Origin of the sequence: Kitasatospora sp. NPDC048239 (genome assembly GCF_043202015.1) — a bacterium.
GTDB lineage: Bacteria > Actinomycetota > Actinomycetes > Streptomycetales > Streptomycetaceae > Kitasatospora.
Map to the genome: position 1 here is coordinate 325,293 of NZ_JBICZP010000006.1, position 20,862 is coordinate 346,154.

The window sequence follows — 20,862 nt, forward strand, 5'->3', positions numbered from 1 at the left end:
CGTCGTACCAGTACGCGGCCTGGACGGTGCCGTTGGCGCCGACCCACCAGAGCTCCATGCTGCCGGGGATGCGGGACACGGCCGCGATTCCCCCGGTGGGGGAGGCGCTGCCGGGCGGCGCCACCTCATAGCGCTTCCACGGCGACCCGTCGTACCAGTACGCGCCCTGCACCGATCCGTTCGAGGCGACCCACCAGACCTCCATGCTGCCGTCGATCCGCGAGACCGCCGCGAGGCGGCTCGACTGCGCCGCGCTGTCGGCCGACGAGAGAGTGAATTGGTTCCAACTCATCTTGGATCCTCCAGTAGTGCGCTGTCCCAACAGAGCCGGGCCGAAGATCCCGGCCCGGGTCGCGTGAGGCCTCGACCGGCGTCCCGGACCGAGTGCTCAACGCGTGCTCCTACGTTAGGAATTCGCCTCGACCGGAGCATGAGGCCGTGGTCCCGGATGTGTCCCGGGACCAGTGCCCCGACCGGCCTGCCCTGCCGTGGGACCACCGGCCGGCCGGTGCCCCGACCGGCCGCCCGCCGTCCCATGGCAGGAGCCGGACCTCACCAGAGGTCAGATCGACGTCTCGTCGGTCGGCGAGGGCGCGGCGTACGGGCGGAGGACCATCAGCGCGTCCTCCAGGGTCGCCACCATGGCGAAGGGGAACCGGTCGAGCTCCAGGCAGAGCGCGACGTCGTCAGGATGGACCCCCTCGCGCACCCCGGTCCTCAGCTCCGCGGCGGCGCGCGACTCGTCGGCGCGGCGGATGAACCCAGCCGGATCCGCCTCGGCCCCGGTGGCCCTCCGGGCGATGTACTGGGCGCACGCCAGGTCCTCGTCGGCCTGCCCCTCCTCGCCCGTGACCACGAACGTGACGCTGTCGCACCCGCGTGTCCGCAACAGCCGGGCCGTCGCCTCCGCCACCACGAAGCTGGCACACAGCACCAGCGAGGCCTCCTTGACCGCAAGCGCGCCGACCGTCCCTGCCGTGGTCTTCTGCACAACGGTCCGTCCGCCAAGGTCGATCGACCGCATCAGGCCCGGGGAGTTGACGGTGTCGAACCCGGGCGTGGCCGGACCGTCCTTGACCGCCACCCAGTCCGGGTGACGGGCCTTGAGTGCCATGGCCTCGTCCAGCGACCCGGCAAGAACGATCTTCTCCGCCCCCTGGGCAAAGGCCCAGGCGGCCACCGTGAAAGCGCGCATGACGTCGACGACGACCGCCACGGACGGGACTTCGACCAACCCGGCGATACCAAGAAAACGAGCATCCATCGGATCATGATCAGGCATGCCCGGCCCCGCAGCGCCCGGACAGTGGTGCGCGTCACACCGTGGCGCCGGGTGGCTCGACCGTCGGCGGCCCCGCCCGTCGACCCTGTGCCGCCGTGCTCGTCCGGTGCCCGAGTGCCCGAGCGCCCGAGCACCCGAGCGCCGAGTGTCCGAATGTCCGGCATCCACGGCCGGGTCGCCGTTCAATGGCAGCAGGCGTCCGCCGGGGACCGCCGTGACCGACCCGAATGCGACACTCCCATGACCAGCACCAACGCGCCCGTCCTCCGCCAGATCGTCCACCCGCAGGAGCTCACGGTCGAACTGAGACGCCAACTGATCGACTGCTGGATCGCCGTGACCAACGCCGGTGGCGCCGCCGGGTTTCCCTTCCCGCCTGTCGACGTGGACCAGGTCGCTCCCGTCGCCGACCGGCTGATCGCCGACCTCGATCCGCAGCGCGGTCGGCTCCTGCTCGCCGTCGTCGACGGCGTCCTCGCCGGCTGGCTGGGCATCCGCCGCGACCTCGGCCCGCTCGTGGCGCACTGGGGCACCGTCAGCCACGTCCAGAGCCACCCGGACCTCCGCGGCCGCAACATCGGCACCGCCCTGATGAAGCGGGCCCGGGAGGTGGCCCGGGACGAGATGAACCTCGAACAGCTCCGCCTCGCCGCACGGGGCGGAGTCGGGCTCGAGGACTTCTACGGCCGGCTCGGCTGGACGGAGATCGGGCGGTGGCCGCGCGCACTGCGGCTCGCCCCGGGCGACGACCGCGACGAGATCCTGATGGTCCTCACGCCGCTGTGACCCGTGGCCGCCTCGCGCCCGTCGGGGGGCTGCCGTCGGCTGCCTGACCCGCAGGTGTCGACGGAAGGCGTCGGTGGGCGGGGTCTCCCCGTATTCCTCGTTGCGGGCTTTCGGTGGGCCTGGGGCGTACTCGTCGGTCACCAGGGGGTGCTGTGGTAGCACTGCACGCATGACGGACAGGCCGGTTGAGCGGGGCGGATACCACCACGGTTCGCTGCCCGAGGCGCTGGTGGCGGTGGCGCTGGGGCTGCTGGACGAGCTGGGGCAGCAGAAGGTGACGATGCGTGAGGTGGCGCGGCGGGCGGGGGTGTCGCCCGCGGCGCCGTTTCGGCACTTCGCCGATCGGGACGCGCTGCTCACCGAGGTCGCGGACCGGGTGCTGGCGGACTTCGAGCGGTGGCAGCGGTCCGAGGTCGAGGAGGACGAGGGCGGGCGCGGGGCGCTGCGGGCGATGGGCCTGGGCTTCGTCCGGTACGCGATCCATCATCCGCACCGGTTCGAGCTGGTCCGGTCGAGGGTGTTCGCCACCTCCCGGCAGCCCGAGTTGGAGCAGCGGCTGGCCGGGATCGACCAGGCGTACGCGGGGTTCATCGCGGCCGACCAGGAGGCCGGCCGGCTGCGGCCGGGGGATCCGGAGATGGTGGGGCTGGCCGGGCAGGCACTGGTGTACGGGCTGTCCCAGATGATCATCGACGGCTACCTGCCGGTCGGGGAGGCGGAGAAGCTGGCCGCGCAGGTGCTGGACACCTTCGGCCAGGGAATCGCCAACCCCCGTTGATTTAAAGGCCTTTGGGGTGTGACGAGCCTTGACCGGGTCTCCGTGCGCTGATGTAATCACCGCTTACATGGGGGATGGAGACAGCTGGAGGCAGCGATGTTCGCAAAACCGACTCCGGGCTACACCACCGCGGCCGCGACCGGGGACGCCGTGGTCCTGCTGATCGGCATGCGCATCAACCGGTTCTGGGCCGTCCACCACTGGGGCCCGGTGTTCTTCGCGATGCTGCGGATGCTGTACGAGCTGGCCAAGCAGCCCGAACGCGGGCTGCGCGGGCGCATCCTGCTGACCGCCTCGCCGCGCACCTACTACGTGGTGCAGTACTGGGAGTCCAAGGAGAAGCTGTACGCGTACGCGTCGGCGCCCGACGGGTTCCACCACACGGTGTGGGGGATCGCCAACCGCAAGCTGCGCGAGGGCAGGCTCCGGCAGCACGTGGGGCTGTGGCACGAGACGTACATGGCGCCGGAGGGGGCGTACGAGTCGGTCTACTTCGACATGCCGCCGTTCGGGTTGGCGGCGGCGCACGGCTCGCTGCCGGTGGAGAGCCGGGGGAAGAGCGCGCGGGCCCGGCTCGCGTTCCGGTCGGGTGCGGGTGGCGAAGGGAAGGCGGATGAGGGGGCGTCAGGCGGCTGTCCGTTGGCGGAGGCCGCACCGGTCGAGGCCGCGCAGGCCGAGGCTGTGCCGGCCAAGGAGAAGCGGCTGATCTGAGCGGCCAGGGCGCGGGGCGGATGTCGGACATCCGCCCCGCGCCTTTCTCGCGATCGGTAGTCGCGCCCTTACTCGGGGGCGCCGGCCGTGGTAGAAGGGGAATCCAGAAATCATTCCGGCCGGCTCACGGGAACGGGCGGCCGGCGGTGACCGGGGGCGGCGTGGCATTCGAGCATCGGAACCGGCTGATCGGCGAGCGCTACCGCCTCCAGGAGGTGCTGGGCGTCGGCGGGTTCGGGCGGGTCTGGAAGGCGTACGACCTGCTGCTGAACACCGACGTGGCGCTGAAGGAACTGCGCATGCCGGAGGCGGTCTCGGCCGGTGAGCGGGCCGAGCGGCTCGAACGCGCCGAACGCGAGGCGCGCAACGCCGCCCGGCTGCGGGACCACCCGAACATCGTCACCGTCCACGACGTCGTGATCCAGGACGGCGTGCCCTGGATCGTCATGCAGCTGGTCGAGGGGAGCTCGCTGCACGAGCACCTGCGGCGCGGCCCGCTGCCCGAGAAACGCGCGGTGGACGTCGCCGCAGCGCTGCTGGACGCGCTCGGCACGGCCCACCGGGCGGGCGTCGTGCACCGCGACATCAAGCCCGCCAACATCATGCTGGCCTCCGACGGCGGCATCCTCCTCACCGACTTCGGGATCGCCGTCCACCACACGGACAACACGCTGACACCGTCCGGGATGATCATCGGTTCGGCGGAGTACATGGCCCCGGAACGGGCGCGCGGCGAGGCCGGGGACGCGGCGAGCGACCTGTTCTCGCTCGGCGTCACGCTCTTCCACGCCGTCGAGGGCGTCTCACCGTTCCTGCGCGACAACCCGCTCGGCTCGCTCCACGCGGTCGCGTACGACGAGGCGCCCGCGATGCGGCGGGCCGGCCGTCTCGAACGGCTGATCGGCGAACTCCTGCAGAAGGACCCGAAGGACCGCCCCGACGTCGCCGGCGGGCTGGAGCTGCTGAACGCCGCACCGACCGACCGCCTGACCGTATCGCCGGCCCCGCCCGGACCGCCGGCCACCGCGTCCAACTGGGCCGTCTGGGGCACCGTGCTCGCCCTGGCCGTCGCCCTCACCGTGGGGCTCTACCACTGGAACCAGGGCTTCGCGGACTTCGCCACGGAGCAGCTGAAGCTGGCCGACGACGCCTGGTCGGCCAAGCGGGGCGACTGCCTCCACCACGACAAGCGGGCCGGCGTGGACGACCCCTGGGTGCAGGTCCCGTGCTTCTCCGCGTCCGCCGACCACACGGTGGTGCTGTCCGCCGTCTCCGGCGACCGGGGCTGCGGCCCGTCCGGGGGCACGGTCATCCGGGGGTCCGGCGGCCTTGCCGCCCCGAGGCTCTGCGTCGCATCGAGGTCGACCTCCGGGGTTGTGCCCGACCCGGTCGACGACACCGCCCCGCCGTCGTCACCCGCCCCGGGGCCGACCACCCCGAGCCCCGTCACCCGCACGCCCCCGCCCTCGGATCCGACGACCGTGCCGGTCTTCGACCCCGCGAGTCTCGACCGCAAGTCCACCGACACCACGGCGCTGACCCCCGCGGGACTGCTCCCCACCTCCTTCACCGACTCCCGGAACGTGCGCTACACCCGCAAGGCCTCCGGCACGCACCCGTGCGTCCGGGACTCCCAGGACGAGACCGTCCGCAGGGTCCTGCGCGCCTCCGGCTGCGACATCGTCGTCACCGGCTCCTTCGTGGACGAGGCCAACGAGGTCCTGGTCTCCGTCTGGGTCGTACCGATGGCGGACAAGGCGACGGCCCAGACCGCCTACGACGCGCTCGACGACTCCTCCTCCGGGGACTGGGGCCTCTGGTGCCCCCAGGACGGCCCGGGATCGCAGCTCTGCGAGGACCGGGACATCAGCCGCGTCACGGACTCCGGCTACCGGGGTCTGCACCACCGCTACCTGATCCACACGCGGGCGCTGTTCATCAACTTCAGCGAGGACTCGGCCGGCAAGCCGCGGGTGCAGGCGGCGGCGGACGCCGCGGTGTCGCAGGCCGGGCCGCCCAACTACCGGCGCTGAGGGGGCACCCGGTCGCGGTCGGTCGGGTCCGGTTCGGGCCGGTCGGGTTTCGGCCCGGTCGGGTTCGGTTCGGTCGGGTTCGGTTCGGTTCGGGTTGGGTCTCGGTCCGGTTGGGTCCGCTGAACAGGTGTCGTGGAACGGCCCCGCCCGCCCGCCGTGAGAGCGTCGGGGGATGGCGGATGGTGAGGCGGTCATTCACGAGGTGCCGTACTACGCGCAGTGGGAATCGGCGGGGCTGGTACGGGAGATCATCGAGGGCGCGGTGCACGCCGAGGACGACCCGCGGTGGGGGGCTTCCGGGGCGAGTACGCCCGAGGAGTACGCGTTCTGGTCGTGGCGGCTGTGCGGGGTGGCGTGCCTGCGGATGGCCCTGGACTACTGGTGGGGGGTCGCGCCGGCGGCCGTGACGCTGGCCGGCGAGCTGGTCGAGGCCGGGGCCTACGTGCGGGACGGGGACCGGCTCGCGGGCCTGGTCCACGAGCCGTTCGCCGGGTACGTGCGGCAGCGGTGGGGGCTGGCGGCGCAGACCCGGGCGGAGCTGCCGGCCGCCGCCGTCGCGGGGGAGGTGGCCCAGGGGCGGCTGGCGATGGTGTCGGTGCACCCGGCGATCCGGGACCCGCGCGGGCCGGAGCCGCAGCGGCGGGGCGGGCACCTGGTGCTGGTGGTCGGTGCCACGGGGACCGGGCTGGTGATCCACAACCCGTCCGGCTTCGCGGGGGAGTCGCAGGACTACGCGCACGTGCCGTGGCGGCGGTTCGAACGGTTCTCGGCGGGCCGGGGGATCGTGCTCGGTCCCCCGGCCCCGGGCCCGCAGTAGCGGTCGGCTCGGCTGTGGTCGGCCCCCGGCCGGCCTGCGACCGGGCCCTCGACCGGGCCCTCGACTGGTTGGGAAGGGCCGGCCGCTCGACCGCTCTGGAAAGGCCGACCCGCTACGCCGTGGCCGCCGGCAGGCCGATCGGGTTGATGGGCGGCAGCGCGCTGCGACAGAGCGCCGAGATCGGCTTGAGCGCGGCGGCCAGCCGGTCGAGCTCGGCGCGCGGGTAGCCCTCCCAGACCCGGGCGGCGGCCAGGTCGGTGGCGGCCTCCAGGGACTGGTGGCGGATCCGGCCGCACTCGGTGATCGTGCCGCGCTCGGTCACCCAGCCGCGCTCGACCAGGCGGGCGGCGGCGGCCTCCCACTCCTCGTCCGTCCACCCGCGCATCGGCTGCAGCACCTCGCGGCGCACGTCCAGCGCGGAACGCACCACCAGCGCCTCGCAGCCGTCCAGCCCGGCCGAGACCAGCGCGGCCACGTGCCCGTCGCCCCGGTGCTCGCGCATCACGGTGGCGGCCTGCCACAGGCGCCCGTACGGGCCGACCGGGTGGGGGAGGGCGGCGTTGGCGGCGGCGAGCACCCGGCCGCCGCAGTCCAGGCGGGCGACCGCCTGCTCCAACAGGTCCGCCACCAGTTCGATCTGCTCCGGCTTCACATGCTCCAGCAGCCGGGCGAGCGCCGCCGAGGAGCCCTCGACCCGGGCGGCCAGTGCGGCCTCGGGCGCGGCCCGCGTCCAGACGTCCGGCAGGGCGCGCTCCACCATCGAGGGCGCGAAGCTGAAGAACGCGGCGATCACCGGCGGCGCGTCCACCGCGCCCAGTGGCGCCGAACGGCCGGCGAAGTAGCCGCGCCAGCCGCCGCGCAGTCCGGCCGCCTCGAAGGCCGCACGGCCCTCGGGGGAGAAGTAGGTGACGGCGTGCACCGGCTCGAAGAGCCACCACAGGGCCCGGGCGGGGTGGACCAGATCGGCCAACGGAAGACCTTCCTCGGAGGGACTCGGAGGGACTTGCGGGGACTTGCAGGTACGGGGAGTCGCCGACGGGGACCACGGCGGCGGTCACGATACTGCGCATATGGTGTGACGAGGGTCACGGGGAGGTCTCACTGTTCACTTTGCGCCAGCGCCCCGCGAGATGATGGTGCGGGGTGCCCGCTCCCGGCCACCCCGACCCTCGTGTGAAGGCAACGGAAATGGCGCAGATCAACCCCAGCATCCTGTCCGCGGACTTCGCCCGGCTCGCCGACGAGGCCGAGGCCGTCAGGGGCTCGGACTGGCTGCACGTCGACGTGATGGACAACCACTTCGTGCCCAACCTCACCCTGGGCGTCCCGATCGTCGAGTCGCTCGCCCGGGCCACCGACATCCCGCTCGACTGCCACCTGATGATCGAGGACCCGGACCGCTGGGCCCCGCAGTACGTCGAGGCCGGGGCCGGATCCGTCACCTTCCACGTCGAGGCCGCCGCCGCACCCGTCCGGCTGGCCCGCGAGATCCGGGCCAAGGGCGCCCGAGCGTCCATGGCGCTCAAGCCGGCCACGCCGATCGAGCCGTACGAGGACCTGCTGCCCGAGCTGGACATGCTGCTGATCATGACGGTCGAGCCCGGGTTCGGCGGCCAGGCCTTCCTGGACATCATGCTGCCGAAGATCCGCCGCACCCGGCAGCTGATCGAGAAGCACGGCCTGGAGCTGTGGCTGCAGGTGGACGGCGGCGTCTCCGCGAGCACCATCGAGCGCTGCGCCGAGGCCGGCGCGGACGTCTTCGTGGCCGGTTCGGCGGTGTACGGCGCGGCGGACCCGGCCGAGGCCGTCCGCAACCTGCGCGCGCTCGCCGACGCGGCCACGGCGGACGCGCCCTGGGGCTGCGCGCACTGAGCGCAGGGGCGGGGGCGCCGTCCTGGTCCTGCTCCTGCTTCGACCCTGACCCGGCCGTGGTCTGCGGGGCTCGCAGAACACGGCCGGGTGCTGCATGATCGGGAACGACCCCCGGCCCCCGGCCGGCCCCGACCCGTACGGTGGTGGACCAGCGCCATGAGCAACCTCGACCTCAAGCCCGCACCCAGCCGCTGCGGCGGCGAGGCCGACAGCGGCCCGGTGAAGGAACTGCTGACCGGCCGCCAGGTCCCGCTGGGCGAGAGCACGGTCGTCCGCCGACTGCTCCCCAACCTCGGCCGGCGGATGGTCGGAGCCTGGTGCTTCGTCGACCACTACGGCCCGGACGACATCGCCGAAGAGCCCGGCATGCAGGTCCCGCCGCACCCGCACATGGGCCTGCAGACGGTCAGCTGGCTGCACCAGGGCGAGGTGCTGCACCGCGACAGCCTCGGCAGCCTGCAGACCGTCCGCCCGTACGAGCTGGGCCTGATGACCTCCGGCCGGGCGATCTCCCACTCCGAGGAGTCCCCGCGCGATCACGCCCGCTTCCTGGAGGGCGCCCAGCTCTGGGTCGCCCTCCCGGACGCCCACCGGCACACCGCCCCGACCTTCGAGCACCACGCCGAGCTGCCCGTCGTCACCGCCCCCGGCCTGCGCGGCACCGTCATCATGGGCACCCTCGACACCGCCACCTCCCCCGGCACCGCCTACACCCCCCTCACCGGCGCGGACCTCGCCCTCACCGAGGGCGCCGACCTCAAGCTCCCCCTGGAGCCCGGCTTCGAGTACGCCGTGCTGTCCATGTCCGGCAGCGTCGACGTCGACGGCGTCCGCGTCGAGCCCGGCTCGATGCTCTACCTCGGCTGCGGCCGCCGCGAACTCCCCCTGCTGGCCCGCACGAACGCCTCCGTCCTCCTCCTCGGCGGCGAGCCGTTCGAGGAGCGGCTGGTCATGTGGTGGAACTTCATCGGCCGCTCCGGCGAGGAGATCACCCAGGCCCGCGAGGACTGGGAACAGACCTCCCGCTTCGGCGAGGTACACGGCTACGACGGCGCCCGCCTGCGGGCCCCGGAGCTCCCCCCGCTCCCGCTGAAGCCGCGCGGGCGGGTGCGCTGACCTCCCGGTCAGCCGGCGGCCGGCACCACGACGAGCTCCCCGACGGCATCGGCGAGCACGCTGCGGGCTGCCGCCGGGAGGGTGTCGTCGGTGATGAGGCAGTCGACCTCCGCCAGGGCCGCGAAGCTGCTCAGGCCGACGACGCCCCACTTCGTGTGGTCGGCGACCACGACGGTACGGCGGGAGGAGGCGATCAGGGCGCGGTTGGTCTGCGCCTCGGCCAGGTTGGGAGTGGTGAGTCCGGCGTGCTCGCTGACGCCGTGCACGCCGAGGATGAGCAGGTCCACGTGGAGGGTGCGGATCGTCTGGTCGGCGAGGGCTCCCACCAGGGCCGCGGAGCGGGTCGGTGCCCCTCCGGTCAACAGCAGCGACGGGACGGCCTCCCTCCCGTCGCTCTCCGCTGCCCAGAGCAGGTCCGCGATCCGCAGGGAGTTGGTGACGACCGTCAGCTGCGGGACCTCCAGCAGCCGGGACGCGACCGCGTAGGTGGTGGTGCCCGCGGACAGAGCCACCACGCTGCCCGGTTCCACGAGTTGCGCGGCCGCGTCCGCCAGCGCGGCCTTGGTTCCCTCCTCCAGCCCGGACTTGACGTCGAAGCCGGGCTCGAAGCTGCTGGCGCCCCCGGCGGCGACGGCTCCGCCGTGGACCTTCTGCGCGATGCCCTCCCGGGCGAGCGTGTCCAGGTCCCGGCGGATCGTCATGTCGGAGACGCCGAACCGGGTGACCAGGTCGGCGACGCGCACGGCGCCGGTGCGGCCGATCTCTTCGAGGACCAGCGCGCGGCGCTGGGTGGCGAACAGGGTCTGGTCAGCCACGGAGGTCCTTCCGGTCGGCCGGGCACGCGGGGGGCGGCGTGGTGTCGGCGACCAGGAGCACGGCCGGGTCGGCCGGGACCATTATCACCGGCCCCGGCGCACGACTTCATCGCCGACGACGGTCCCGCAGGGCGCGCGCCCGGGAGCATGCCGACGGGCCGGGTGGCCCGTGGGGTGTTCCACGGGCCACCCGGCCTCATCATCGACGTTCCGGCTACTCCTCGGTCGGGCCGAGGTCCGGCTGCTCGCGGAGCTCCACCGTGCGGGCGAAGTGGCCGGCGTGCAGTTCCAGCACGACGATCTCGTTCGGCCCGGGGCGCAGGACCGGGCCGGGAACGTACAGCGACCGCTGGGGCCCGCGGGACCAGTGGCGGCCGAGGTGGAAGCCGTTGACCCAGACGTTGCCCTTGGTCCAGCCGGGCAGGTGGACGAAGGTGTCCGCCGGCTCCTCGACCTCGAAGGCGCCCCGGTGGAAGACCGGCCCGGTGGCGGAGCCCGCGGTCGGCGTGAAGGCCAGCCCGCCGAGGTCGTCCAGGGGCAGCGACAGGGTGCTCCACCCGGTCAGCTCCACGCCGTCGAGCAGGACGCGGCCCGGCAGGCCCTTGTGGTCGTACATCCCCTGGCCGTAGTTGACCCGGCCCTGGTTCTCCACCAGCAGCCCCAGCACGCTTCCCGCCCGGGGCACCGTGAAGGCGATCGCCCGCTCGTGGTTCTCGCGCTCCAGCACGCCCACCGGCTGCCCGTCGACGAACACCTGGGCGCGGTCGCGGACCTCCTCCAGCTCCAGCAGCACGGGGCCGGCGGCCGGCAGCACCGCCTCGTACTGGATGTAGCCGAAGTCCTGGCCCAACTGCTCCATGGTGAGTGGACGCTCGTAGGTCACCGGGGAGCCCAGCGCCGGCAGGCAGGTGAACAGCGGGGCGCTCTCGGTGAGCGCCACTGTGGCCGCCGGGAGCCTCGGGGCGCCGGCCGGCACCGGCTCGGCCGGGACAGGGGCGTACTTGGCGATGACCTCGCGGAAGGCGTGGTACTTCGCGGTGGGTTCGCCGGCTTCGTCGAGCGGGGCGTCGTAGTCGTAGGAGCCGACGGTGGGGTGGTAGGTGTGCTTGTCGTTGGCGCCGTTGGTGAAGCCGAAGCTGGTGCCGCCGTGGAACATGTAGAGGTTGACCGAGGCGCCCGTGGACAGCAGGTCGTCCAGCTCCTGGGCCGCCTGGGCCGGGTCGCGCACGACGTGGTGGCCGCCCCAGCGGTCGAACCAGCCGATCCAGAACTCGGTGCACATCAGCGGCCCGGTCGGCTGGTGAGCGCGCAGGGCGGCGATCCCCTCCCGGGAGCGGCTGCCGAAGTTGGCGGTGGCGAGGACGCCCGGCAGCGCGCCGCGGGCCAGGTCGGCGGGCTGGTCACAGGTGAACAGCGGGACGTCCACGCCCAGTCGGCGCAGCAGGTCGGCGAGGTGGGCGAGGTGGGCGGTCTCGTCGCTGTAGGCGCCGAACTCGTTCTCCACCTGCACGGCGAGGACGGGCCCGCCGCGGGTGGCCAGCCGGTCGAGCAGCGGAGGGAGGAGCTGCTCGAAGTACGCCTTGACGGCGCGCAGGTACGCCGGGTCCTGGCTGCGCAGCCGGATGTCCGGTTCGGCGAGGAGCCAGGACGGCAGGCCGCCGCCCTCCCACTCGGCGCAGATGTACGGGCCGGGGCGCAGCAGGACGTGCAGGCCTTCGGCGGCCGCCAGGTCGAGGAAGGCCGGGAGGTCCAGCTCCGCGTCCAGCCGGAAGACGTCCGGGCGGGGCTGGTGGAGGTTCCAGGGGACGTACGTCTCGATGGTGTTCAGGCCCATCAGGCGGGCCTTGTGCAGGCGGTCGGCCCACTGGTCCGGGTGGACGCGGAAGTAGTGCAGGCCGCCGGAGATGATGCGGAACGGCTCGCCGTCGAGGGTGAAGTCGTCGCCGTCGATCTGGAGGACGGACATGGTGGTGCTCCTGGGGGGATGGTGGCTGAGGTGGCCGGTGCCCGTGGGGAGGAGTCCGGACGGGCACCGGCCGGTGCTCACGGTGCGGTGACCTTGAAGCCCTGCTGGTTGCCGTAGTCGGTGATGCGCTTCTGCCAGGCGGTCAGACCGGCGGCGAGGTCACCGGTCAGGCCCTGGCCGACGGTGTCCTTGAAGACCGAGTTGGCGTAGACCTGGAAGGGCAGGTACTGCCAGCCCTGGCCGACGGCGGTGGAGGAGGCGGCGAAGACCTGGTTGGCCTGCTGGCCGCCGAGGGAGGCGAGCGGCTTGTCGAGGAAGGCCTGGTCCTTGAGCAGTTCGCTGCTCGCGGGGAAGAGGCCGTTGTCGTTGAGCGACCGGACCGCCTGCGGGTCGGAGTCGAGCCAGATCGCGAAGGCGGCTGCGGCGGCCTTGTTCTTGCTGGTGGACGGCACGGCGACGGCGGAACCGCCCTGTTCGGCCGAGACGTTCTCGCCGGCACTCCACTGCGGCATCGGGGCGGCCCGCCAGTCCTTGGCGCTGTCGGGCAGGGTGGAGGCGATGTTGCCCGGGGCCCATGCGCCGGTCAGCCACATCGCGTACTGCCCGCTGCCCATGGCCTGCCACCACTCGTTGGTCCAGCCGGGGGCGGGGTCGACGAGCTTGCGGGAGAGCAGCGAGGACCAGAGATCGGAGACCTTCCTGGCGCCCGGGTCCTGGAGGTTGACCGCGACCGCGGAGGCGTCCTTCTGCTGGAAGGGGCGGCTGCCGGCCTGCCACATCAGGCTGTCCATGCCGCCGGCGTCGCCCGGGTCGATCGAGGTGATGAACCGCTTCGGGTCCGACGCCTTGATCTTGACCGCGGCCGCCTCGAACTCGGCCCAGGTCTTCGGCGGTTCGAGGCCCAGCTCGTCGAGGATCTTCTTGTTGTAGAACATCGCCATCGGGCCGGTGTCCTGGGGGATGGCGTAGACGCCGCCGCCGACGGACACCTGCGACCAGGCGGACGGCGTGAACTTCGATTCCAGGCCCGCCGCGCCGAAGTCCTTGAGGTTCACCAGCCGCTTGGAGAGGGCGAGTTCGGGCAGCGCGAAGTACTCGACCTGGACCACGTCCGGGCCGCCGCTGCCGGCCTTGATCGCGGTCTGCAGCTTGGTGTACTCGGTGGCCGACTGGCCGGCGTTGACGATGTTGACCTTGATCTTGGGGTACTTCTGCTCGAACAGCGCGACGGTCTTGTCGAGGTTCGGCGCCCAGGTCCAGAAGGTGATCGTGGCCGGGGTGTCCAGGGCGGCGGCCGGGTCGGCGGAACCGTCACCGGAGCCGGAACCCCCGCCGGACCCGCAGGCGGCGAGGCCGAAGGCAAGGGCCGCGGCCGGGACGAGGGCGAGCAGTCTGCGGCGCGAACGAGTGCGCACGGGGGGCATGGATGGCTCCTTGCTGTGAGGGTGGGTTGAGCCGGGGGTGGGTTGAGCCGGGGGTGGGGAACGGTCAGGGGGCGGTCACTCCTTGACGCTGCCCGCAGCCAGGCCGGACTGCCAGAACCTCTGGAGGAAGAGGAAGGCGACGACGAGCGGGACGATCGCGAGCAGGCTCCCGGTGATGACCAGCGGGTAGAAGTTGGTGGTGGTGGCGCCGCTGCCCGCGGCGCCGGTTGCCAGGGAGTTCCACTGGTTGAGGCCGACGGTGAGCGGGAACCACTTCGGGTTGCTGAGCACGATCAGCGGCAGGAAGTAGTTGTTCCAGGTCGCGACCAGCGCGAACAGCAGCACGGTGACGAAGCCGGGCGCGAGCAGCCGCAGCGAGATCGTGAAGAAGGTGCGCACCTCGCCCGAGCCGTCGATGCGGGCGGCCTCCAGCATCGAGTCCGGCACGGCCTCGGCGGCGTAGACCCGCATCAGGTAGACGCCGAACGGGCTGACCAGCGAGGGCAGCAGGACGGCCCACGGGGTGTCCACGATGCCGACCTTGCTGAACAGCAGGTATGTCGGGACGGCCAGCGCGGTGCCGGGGATGGCGATGGCGCCGAGCACCACTGCGGAGAGCGCGGTGCGGCCGCGGAAGCGGTACTTGGCGAGCCCGTAGCCGGCGGCGGTGGAGAGGAACGCGGCTCCGCCGGCACCCACGACCGCGTAGAGCAGGGTGTTGCCGAACCAGCGCAGGTAGATCCCGTCGTCGTAGGACAGGACGTCCCCGATGTTGTCGAAGAGGTGGAAGCCGTGGCCGAACCAGAGGCCGAAGCCGCTGGTCAGCGAGGCGCTGTCCTTGGTGCTGGACATGAACAGCCAGACCAGCGGGAGCAGCGCGTACAGGAGCATCAGCCCCATGGCGATGGTGAGCGCGTTGCTGGCGCGCCGCGGGCGTCGGCGGGCGGGGGTGTTGACGCTCACTTGCCCTGTTCCTTCCGCGTCGACCGGATCTGGACGGCGTACGCGACGATGGCGGTCACGCCCCCGAGGACCACGGCGACGGCTGCCGAGTAGTTGAACTGCTGGCCGTTGAACGCCAGGTTGTAGGCGTACATGTTGGGGGTGTAGCTGGTGGAGATCACGCCCGGTGCGAGCGACTGCATCACGTTGGGCTCGTTGAAGAGCTGGAAGGTGCCGATGATCGAGAACACCGTCGCCAGCATCAGCGCGGAGCGCACCGCCGGGAGCTTGATGCTCCAGGCCTTGCGGAACTCGCCGGCGCCGTCCATCTCGGCCGCCTCGTAGAGCTCGTGCGGCACGGTGCGCAGGGCGGCGTAGAGGATCAGCATGTTGTAGCCGACGTACTCCCAGGTCACCACGTTGCCGATGGAGGCGAGCATCCAGGAGGAGTCGAGGAAGTCGGGCATGTCGACGTCCAGCAGGTCGCCGATCTGTCCGACCAGCCCGAAGCGGTCGCCGTACAGGTAGCCCCACATCAGTGAGGCCACCACGGCGGGGACGGCGTACGGGACGAAGATGCCGATCCGGAACAGGCCGGGCTTGCGCAGGCGTCCGCTGTCGATGGCCAGGGCGGCGACGAGGGCGAGGCCGAGCATCACCGGCACCTGGAGCAGCAGGAAGAGCAGCACCCGCCACAGGCCGGCGCGGAAGAGTTCGTCGCCCAGCGCACGCCGGTAGTTGTCGAACCCCACGAAGACGTTTCCGCCGATCATCCGGTCCTGGAAGAAGCTCAGGTACGCGGCGTAGCCGAGCGGCGCGGCGATGCCGATCACGAACACCACCAGGAACGGTGCGAAGAAGGCGAAGCCGACTGCCCCGTGGCGGGACCGGTCGGCCCGTGCTGCCGGACGCGGCCGGGGTCGTGACCGGCTCTGACTGGGTGGGGTGGAGGTGTGCGACGTGCTCACGCGTTCGTGCCCTTCGGCGGATGTTTACGCCAACATGGCGTCGGCGTTGAGTGTTACTGCGCGCACTGAACGCGTCAAGCCGTCGCACTGGTGTGATGCGCCTTCGTAACCGGACATCCGGGCGGGGTGGCGTGTCGTCCCGGTTCGATTCGGAGGGAAAATGCCTGGCCAGAGGGGCCGTGGCAGGGCGTCGACCGAAGGCGTCCGGGCGCTGCGCCGACCGGGCGGGGGAGGTTGCTATCCGGTATCGGTCCCGCGGATCGGGGCGGCTCCGGGGGCGGGCCGGGGCACCTGCTTGTTGCATTGCGTTCGAATGCGTTTATTCTTGTGCCATCCGGAGGTTGGCGGGCTCGGTTCCCGGCCCGGCCGCCTCGCGGTCCACCGGTCCCGAATCCCTGTGTCGGAACCGGATTTCGGCCGCCCGCGTCGGACGCATCCCCTGCGCGTCCGACGCGGGCACCACCCCGTCCCAGTTCGCCGCCGCTCGTCCGGCCGGTGATCAGCACGTCCGATCACCCGATCGATCCGCCCAACGGGCCGCCCCGCAGGAGTGGTGGCCCGGGACCGATCGGGGGCCGGGCGGGCGCCGGGTCGCCGAGGGTCGACCCGGTCGCCCAGCCGCCGTTCCCCTGTTCGCACGCAGGCGGGGCGGCGGCCCTTTCGCATGCCCGGAGCTGCGGACTCCCGCCGATCATGGTCCGGCGCTACCATGTTCACGCTGACATTGTGAAAGGACCGGTATGGACCAGAGTGAGACGCCCGGCACCGCCCGGGGCAGGTCGCGGCCGCCCTCGCAGGCGGACGTCGCGGCCCTCGCCGGGGTGTCCTCGCAGACCGTGTCCCGGGTCGCCAACAACCGCAGCAACGTGGAGCCGGAGACCCGGGAGCGGGTGCTGACGGCGATGCGGATTCTTGGCTACCAGCGCAACAGCGCGGCCCGCGCGCTCACCCTCGGGCGGTTCCACGTCCTCGGGGTGGTCACCTTCGACGTCGCCGCGCACGGCAACGCCCGGACCCTCGCCGCGATCTCCCGCGCCGCGCAGCGCGCCGGGTACTCGCTGAACGTGGTGTGCGTGGAGGACCGGACCGAGGAGGCCGTGCAGCAGGCCGTCCGGCAGCTCACCGAGCAGGCCGTGGACGGTCTGATCGTGATCGAGGCGCAGATCCTCGACCGCCCGGGCCTCGACCTCCACTCCGGCGTGCCGGTCGTCGTCGCCGACGGCGACCCGGAACGGCGCTTCCCGTCGGTGGACACCGACCAGGCGGCCGGGGCCACCGCGGCGACCCGCCACCTGCTCGACCTCGGGCACCGCACCGTCTGGCACGTCGGCGGACCGCAGGACTCCTACGCCGCCCGCCGCCGCGCCGCCGCCTGGCACGCCACGCTGAAGGCGGCAGGAGCCCCCGTCCCGCCGCTGCGCTACGGCGACTGGACGGCCGCCTCCGGGTACGAGATCGGCCTGGAACTGGTCACCCGCGAGGACGTCACGGCGGTCTTCGCCGCCAACGACCAACTGGCCCTGGGGCTCGTTCGGGCCCTCCACGAGGCGGGCCGCCGGGTGCCGCAGGACGTGAGTGTCGTCGGCTTCGACGACCTGCCCGAAGCGGCCTACTACCTTCCGCCGCTCACCACGATCCGTCAGGACTTCGAGGAGGTCGGACGGCAGTGCGTCGCCCAGCTCCTCGCCCAGATCGATCGGACGTCCGACGCGCCGGCCGCCGAACGGACCGTCACGGTAACCCCGGACCTGGTCGTCCGCGCCAGCACGGCACGGGCACCCGACCGATCCGCCTGACGATGAACGAAGCGGGTGCCCCCCGACCGGGCGGCACCCGCTTCGTCATGCGGCCGTGCTCAGCCGATCCGGAACTGCTGGTTCGGGCTCCCGCTGCACGTCCACTGCTCCACCGCGGCCCCGTCGGCCGCCGAAACGTTCGCCACGTCCAGGCACTTGCCGCTGTGCTGGGCCACCAGCGTGACGTAGCCGGCGCCCATGTCGCGCACCGACCACTGCTGGTTGTCGGCGCCGCTGCACGGGTACTGGTCGGCCAGTGCGCCGTCGGCGGTCGAGACGCCCGCGACGTCCAGGCACTGCCCGCTGCTGCGCGACACCACGGTCACGTAGCCGGGGCTGCCGGGGCGCAGCGACCACTGCTGGTTGTCGGCGCCGCCGCAGGTGGACTGCACCACCGGCGACGCGGGGGTGGTGGAGGCGCCCGACACGACCGCGCACTTGCCGCTGTGACGCGCCGTCAGTGACGTCCAGGAATCCGGGGCGGCGCCGGGAACGGTCCAGGACTGGTTCGCTGCCCCGGTCGCCTGCCAGGCGTCGGCCGGCGCCCCGTCGCTCTTCGACGCGCCCGAGACGTCCAGCAGGAGCCCGGTGGCCTTGTTGATCAGGGTCACGTGGCCGTTGCCGGTGGTGGAGAGCATCCACTGCTGGGCGGTCGAACCGTCCGGTGCGGCGAGGCTCACGGTGGTGGCGGCCGCCGAGAGGGCCCGGCCGGTCCTGGCATTGGTGATGCCGTACGTCGCCGTGCTGTCCCAGCCGCCGGTGGCCCTGGTGAAGGTCCACTGCTGGGCCGGGTCGGCCGGGTTGGCGAGGTGCTGGACCGGGCTGCTCTGGGCGGCGTCGGCCGCGAGGGCCATGCCGCTGTTGTCGCTGACCAGTTGGCGGGTCGTGCCGGTCGGCGCGGTCGCGGCCGTGGTGCTGACGCCGGTGGCGCCGGGCAGGACGAAGGTGGTCACCGAGCCCGGGCCGACCTGCGCGGTGAGCGTCTTCGCGGCGGTGGCGGTGAGGTCCGCGCCGCGCTCGACGTTCCGGGCCGCGTCGGTGGTGTACTGCTGCACCGGTACGGAGGTGTCGATGCTCTGGAACCCCGCCAGGTCGAGCGTGACGGTTTGGGCCGCGCCGGTGGAGTTGGTGTACACCGCCACCGCCCCGGTGCCGCCGGGCCGCAGCGCGGCGAGCGTGTTCGTGGAGTCGGTGCCGATGACCCGGGCGCCGGGCCGGATGAACCGGCTGTAATTGGCCATCGCCCAGTACTTCTTGTTCTTGCGGATCGGCTCGTTGGCCGGGTCGGCGGACGTCAGGTCGACCTGGATCAGGCCCCAGTTGGAGTTCTCGCGGGCGGGCGTCATGTTCGCGTAGTCCTCGACGGCCTGCCACATGACCCAGGAACCGGGCTCCAGGTACCGGAAGCCGTCGTTGATCAGTCCGGAGAAGCTCAGCGCCGGCCGCATGTCGGTGAAGTTCTGCGGCACGTAGCCGCCGGTGTCGACCTCGGACATCCACAGCGGCTTGCCGGCGCCCTTGGCGACGTCCCGGGCCGCGCCCCAGTTGCTGCCGCCGTAGGTGTGGGTGTTCAGCCTGGTCACGGCCGCCCGGGTGGCGGCCGGGTAGGTGGACCAGTCGTAGCTCATGCCATCCGGAGTGCCTTCGTCCATCGCGGCGATCGGGGTGCTCAGGCCGGCCTTGGCGAGCGCGTCGTGCAGGCTGTTCACGATGTGCGCCTGGGACGCGGGGGACCAGCTCGAGCCCTCCTGGCCGTTGCCGGCACTCCAGCCCGTGGAGGTGGGCTCGTTCACCGGTTCGATGGAGCCGAAGGTGACACCGGTTCCGGCCTGGGCCAGCTTCAGCGAGCCGGCCAGGTAGGCGGCGAAGCGGTCGTACTGGTCGGAGCGGAGGTTGTCGTCCCAGGCGCCCGTCGCCGCCCCGGAGACCAGCCCGCTGTTGGTCATGAAGTAGGGCGCGGAGTTCGAGAAGGCCTCGAAGGTGTCGGCGCCGCGCGCCTTCGCCGCCGTCAGCCACCAGCGCTGGTTGGCGTCGGCCTGGTGGTTCCAGTGGTCCGGGTTGTTGGGGTTCCACCAGTTCGCGGGCTCGGTCCAGCCGGCCGTGCCGCTCGCCGGCGGCCCGAACTGGGCCGGCCGGTTCCAGTAGCCCGGTACCGCGGCGCCGGGCCGCAGGTACGGCTTCGTCTCGGGGCTGTCACCGCCGCCGATGTTGTAGCGGGCGACGGTGAAGCCCAGGCCGTCGGCGCTGTACAGGGCGTCGGCGAGCTGACCGCGCTCGCTGTCCGGCCAGCCGCCGGTGACGTTGGCGAACCAGGCGAGCGAGGTGCCCCAGCCCTGGAACGGCTGCTGCTGGTAGCTGGGGTCCAGCCGGACGGTGACGTGTGCGGCCGCCTCGGCCGTGGTGGCGGCGACGGCCGGCGGGGCGGCCAGGCCGCCCAGGGCGAGGGCCGCCGCGGCGACGAGGGCCGCGCCAAGCCTGCGGCGGGAGCGCCGCCTGACGGCCGGTCGGTGATGTGGGGGCATCGGTTCTCCGTGAGGGGCGGGGGGACGAGGGCAGGCAGAGACACGGCACGCCCCCGGAGACCGGAGGACGTGCCGCGCGCGTGGGGCGTCCGACGACGGATCGGGGCCGGGCGACTGCCGTTTCACGTCCGCGATGTTGACGCAAACAACTTGTGTGGGAGAGTGTCGGAGTCCTGTTCGTTCATGTCAAGGGGCGCACTGCGGCGTGTGGCCGGTCGGCGCGTCCTCGGGCGACCGCCATGCGGGCGGAAGTGGCGGGACGTCAACATCCAGGCACCGACGGCTGCCGTTTCAGCAGCTCACGGTGGGCGGACCCGCTATGTCGCCGAGGGAGTGTGACCGAAGGTGAACGGCAATCCGTCGGATTCGACGGTACGGGAAGCATCATGATCGAACGTAAACGCACGGATTCGAACAACGCGGGAAGGGGGCCGGCGATGCCGCGGCAGTACTTGCGGCCCCCGTCGTCCGCACGGCGGGCATCGTCCCGTTTCCGCGCCCCTTTTCCACACCCTGCCGAACGGAGAGCAGCCCCCGTGTCCAGGGACGTAGTCGTCTCCCCCGGTGACCTGATGGTGACCCAGGAGGCCGCCGCGGCCATGCCGGACGGCCGGCGCATCACCCGCTGGAGGTTCGGCTCCCGGACCGGGGTGACGGCGGAGGTGCTCAGCCTGGGCGCCCGCCTCCAGGTGCTCGACGGCACCGGCCTGCGGCGGGCCGCCCTGCTGAGCCACCCGGTGAGCGGCCGGCGCGTCGAGTGCCTGACCACCGAGCCGGGACTCCAGGTCTACACCGGGAACCACTTCGACGGCTCCCTGACCAGTCCTTCCGGCCGCCGATACACCAAATATGCGGGCATCGCGCTGGAGACCCAGCACTTCCCGGACTCGCCCAACCGGCCCGACTACCCCTCCACCCTGCTGCGCCCTGGGGAGAGGTACCGGTCGAGGACGGTGTACCGCTTTTCGGCCGAGTAGCGGCGCGCCACCGGGCGGGTACGAGTTGTGCATGAAGTGGTACGGCAGAGGATTGGT

Annotated in this window: 16 protein-coding genes and 2 pseudogenes; 9 read left to right on the forward strand and 9 right to left on the reverse strand. The window is 72.3% G+C overall.

Translation table 11 applies throughout. The features are described 5' to 3' along the window. Both ACGFZP_RS19070 and ACGFZP_RS19075 read right to left on the reverse strand, forming a co-directional pair. Nucleotides 1-292: pseudogene (locus ACGFZP_RS19070) on the reverse strand (hypothetical protein); the annotation flags it as partial. A 270-nt stretch (nucleotides 293-562) separates the two neighbouring features. Then, nucleotides 563-1,264, reverse strand: a complete 702-nt coding sequence (locus ACGFZP_RS19075; RefSeq protein WP_392934117.1) for a 2-phosphosulfolactate phosphatase — start codon at nucleotides 1,262-1,264, stop codon at nucleotides 563-565. A gap of 258 nt (nucleotides 1,265-1,522) precedes the next feature. On the opposite strand from ACGFZP_RS19075, the gene ACGFZP_RS19080 reads away from it, so the two are divergent. The 5 genes from ACGFZP_RS19080 (at nucleotide 1,523) to ACGFZP_RS19100 (ending at nucleotide 6,407) form a co-directional block, all read left to right on the forward strand. Next, nucleotides 1,523-2,068, forward strand: coding sequence for a GNAT family N-acetyltransferase (locus tag ACGFZP_RS19080; protein WP_392934120.1), 546 nt, complete (start codon nucleotides 1,523-1,525; stop codon nucleotides 2,066-2,068). A gap of 169 nt (nucleotides 2,069-2,237) precedes the next feature. Next, nucleotides 2,238-2,846, forward strand: a complete 609-nt coding sequence (locus ACGFZP_RS19085) for a TetR/AcrR family transcriptional regulator (protein ID WP_392934122.1) — start codon at nucleotides 2,238-2,240, stop codon at nucleotides 2,844-2,846. A gap of 96 nt (nucleotides 2,847-2,942) precedes the next feature. Continuing rightward, nucleotides 2,943-3,557 (forward strand): DUF4188 domain-containing protein, encoded by a 615-nt coding sequence (locus ACGFZP_RS19090; protein ID WP_392934124.1) that lies wholly within the window; start codon nucleotides 2,943-2,945, stop codon nucleotides 3,555-3,557. 161 nt (nucleotides 3,558-3,718) lie between these two features. Continuing rightward, a complete protein-coding gene (locus tag ACGFZP_RS19095; RefSeq protein WP_392934125.1) occupies nucleotides 3,719-5,590 on the forward strand; it encodes a serine/threonine-protein kinase in 1,872 nt (623 codons plus the stop codon). Nucleotides 5,591-5,762: 172 nt separating this feature from the next. Beyond that, a complete protein-coding gene (locus tag ACGFZP_RS19100; protein ID WP_392934127.1) occupies nucleotides 5,763-6,407 on the forward strand; it encodes a C39 family peptidase in 645 nt (214 codons plus the stop codon). Between the two features lie 112 nt (nucleotides 6,408-6,519). On the opposite strand, the gene ACGFZP_RS19105 is transcribed toward ACGFZP_RS19100, so the two are convergent. Continuing rightward, complete coding sequence (locus ACGFZP_RS19105; protein WP_392934130.1) at nucleotides 6,520-7,377, reverse strand: hypothetical protein; 858 nt, start codon at nucleotides 7,375-7,377, stop codon at nucleotides 6,520-6,522. A gap of 218 nt (nucleotides 7,378-7,595) precedes the next feature. Between ACGFZP_RS19105 and rpe the strand changes: the two genes are divergently transcribed. Together rpe and ACGFZP_RS19115 are read left to right on the forward strand one after the other, a co-directional pair. Further along, nucleotides 7,596-8,279, forward strand: coding sequence for a ribulose-phosphate 3-epimerase (rpe, locus tag ACGFZP_RS19110; protein WP_392934132.1), 684 nt, complete (start codon nucleotides 7,596-7,598; stop codon nucleotides 8,277-8,279). Between the two features lie 156 nt (nucleotides 8,280-8,435). Further along, nucleotides 8,436-9,395, forward strand: a complete 960-nt coding sequence (locus ACGFZP_RS19115) for a pirin family protein (protein ID WP_392934135.1) — start codon at nucleotides 8,436-8,438, stop codon at nucleotides 9,393-9,395. 8 nt (nucleotides 9,396-9,403) lie between these two features. Here ACGFZP_RS19115 and ACGFZP_RS19120 read toward each other — a convergent pair whose 3' ends face one another. The 5 genes from ACGFZP_RS19120 to ACGFZP_RS19140 form a co-directional block, all read right to left on the reverse strand. Continuing rightward, nucleotides 9,404-10,210: a DeoR/GlpR family DNA-binding transcription regulator gene (locus ACGFZP_RS19120; protein WP_392934137.1), complete on the reverse strand. Its 807-nt coding sequence runs from the start codon at nucleotides 10,208-10,210 to the stop codon at nucleotides 9,404-9,406. 214 nt (nucleotides 10,211-10,424) lie between these two features. Further along, nucleotides 10,425-12,176 (reverse strand): beta-galactosidase, encoded by a 1,752-nt coding sequence (locus ACGFZP_RS19125; RefSeq protein WP_392934139.1) that lies wholly within the window; start codon nucleotides 12,174-12,176, stop codon nucleotides 10,425-10,427. A 77-nt stretch (nucleotides 12,177-12,253) separates the two neighbouring features. After that, nucleotides 12,254-13,600 (reverse strand): ABC transporter substrate-binding protein, encoded by a 1,347-nt coding sequence (locus ACGFZP_RS19130; RefSeq protein ID WP_392934141.1) that lies wholly within the window; start codon nucleotides 13,598-13,600, stop codon nucleotides 12,254-12,256. Between the two features lie 75 nt (nucleotides 13,601-13,675). Further along, nucleotides 13,676-14,563: a carbohydrate ABC transporter permease gene (locus ACGFZP_RS19135; RefSeq protein WP_360463806.1), complete on the reverse strand. Its 888-nt coding sequence runs from the start codon at nucleotides 14,561-14,563 to the stop codon at nucleotides 13,676-13,678. Further along, a complete protein-coding gene (locus tag ACGFZP_RS19140; RefSeq protein ID WP_392934144.1) occupies nucleotides 14,560-15,510 on the reverse strand; it encodes a carbohydrate ABC transporter permease in 951 nt (316 codons plus the stop codon). Before ACGFZP_RS19140 ends, ACGFZP_RS19135 begins: the two co-directional genes overlap by 4 nt. A gap of 740 nt (nucleotides 15,511-16,250) precedes the next feature. Between ACGFZP_RS19140 and ACGFZP_RS19145 the strand changes: the two genes are divergently transcribed. Beyond that, a complete protein-coding gene (locus ACGFZP_RS19145; protein WP_392934147.1) occupies nucleotides 16,251-17,306 on the forward strand; it encodes a LacI family DNA-binding transcriptional regulator in 1,056 nt (351 codons plus the stop codon). Nucleotides 17,307-17,365: 59 nt separating this feature from the next. Here the strand turns inward: ACGFZP_RS19145 and ACGFZP_RS19150 are convergent, their stop codons facing one another. Beyond that, nucleotides 17,366-19,828 carry an RICIN domain-containing protein gene (locus ACGFZP_RS19150; RefSeq protein WP_392934150.1) on the reverse strand — a complete coding sequence of 821 codons (2,463 nt, stop codon included), beginning with the start codon at nucleotides 19,826-19,828 and terminating at the stop codon, nucleotides 17,366-17,368. 707 nt (nucleotides 19,829-20,535) lie between these two features. Here ACGFZP_RS19150 and ACGFZP_RS19155 point away from each other — a divergent pair. Next, nucleotides 20,536-20,805 (forward strand): annotated as a pseudogene (locus ACGFZP_RS19155) (galactose-1-epimerase); the annotation flags it as partial. Nucleotides 20,806-20,862: the final 57 nt, after the last annotated feature.

What these genes read in the sequence shown, in the direction of transcription:
- ACGFZP_RS19100 (WP_392934127.1), top strand. Translation starts at nt 5,763, where the DNA reads ATGGCGGATGGTGAGGCGGTCATTCACGAGGTGCCGTACTACGCGCAG.
- ACGFZP_RS19090 (WP_392934124.1), top strand. Translation starts at nt 2,943, where the DNA reads ATGTTCGCAAAACCGACTCCGGGCTACACCACCGCGGCCGCGACCGGG.
- ACGFZP_RS19080 (WP_392934120.1), top strand. Translation starts at nt 1,523, where the DNA reads ATGACCAGCACCAACGCGCCCGTCCTCCGCCAGATCGTCCACCCGCAG.
- ACGFZP_RS19125 (WP_392934139.1), bottom strand. Translation starts at nt 12,176, where the DNA reads ATGTCCGTCCTCCAGATCGACGGCGACGACTTCACCCTCGACGGCGAG.
- ACGFZP_RS19150 (WP_392934150.1), bottom strand. Translation starts at nt 19,828, where the DNA reads ATGCCCCCACATCACCGACCGGCCGTCAGGCGGCGCTCCCGCCGCAGG.
- ACGFZP_RS19085 (WP_392934122.1), top strand. Translation starts at nt 2,238, where the DNA reads ATGACGGACAGGCCGGTTGAGCGGGGCGGATACCACCACGGTTCGCTG.
- ACGFZP_RS19115 (WP_392934135.1), top strand. Translation starts at nt 8,436, where the DNA reads ATGAGCAACCTCGACCTCAAGCCCGCACCCAGCCGCTGCGGCGGCGAG.
- ACGFZP_RS19075 (WP_392934117.1), bottom strand. Translation starts at nt 1,264, where the DNA reads ATGGATGCTCGTTTTCTTGGTATCGCCGGGTTGGTCGAAGTCCCGTCC.
- ACGFZP_RS19130 (WP_392934141.1), bottom strand. Translation starts at nt 13,600, where the DNA reads ATGCCCCCCGTGCGCACTCGTTCGCGCCGCAGACTGCTCGCCCTCGTC.
- ACGFZP_RS19145 (WP_392934147.1), top strand. Translation starts at nt 16,251, where the DNA reads ATGGACCAGAGTGAGACGCCCGGCACCGCCCGGGGCAGGTCGCGGCCG.
- rpe (WP_392934132.1), top strand. Translation starts at nt 7,596, where the DNA reads ATGGCGCAGATCAACCCCAGCATCCTGTCCGCGGACTTCGCCCGGCTC.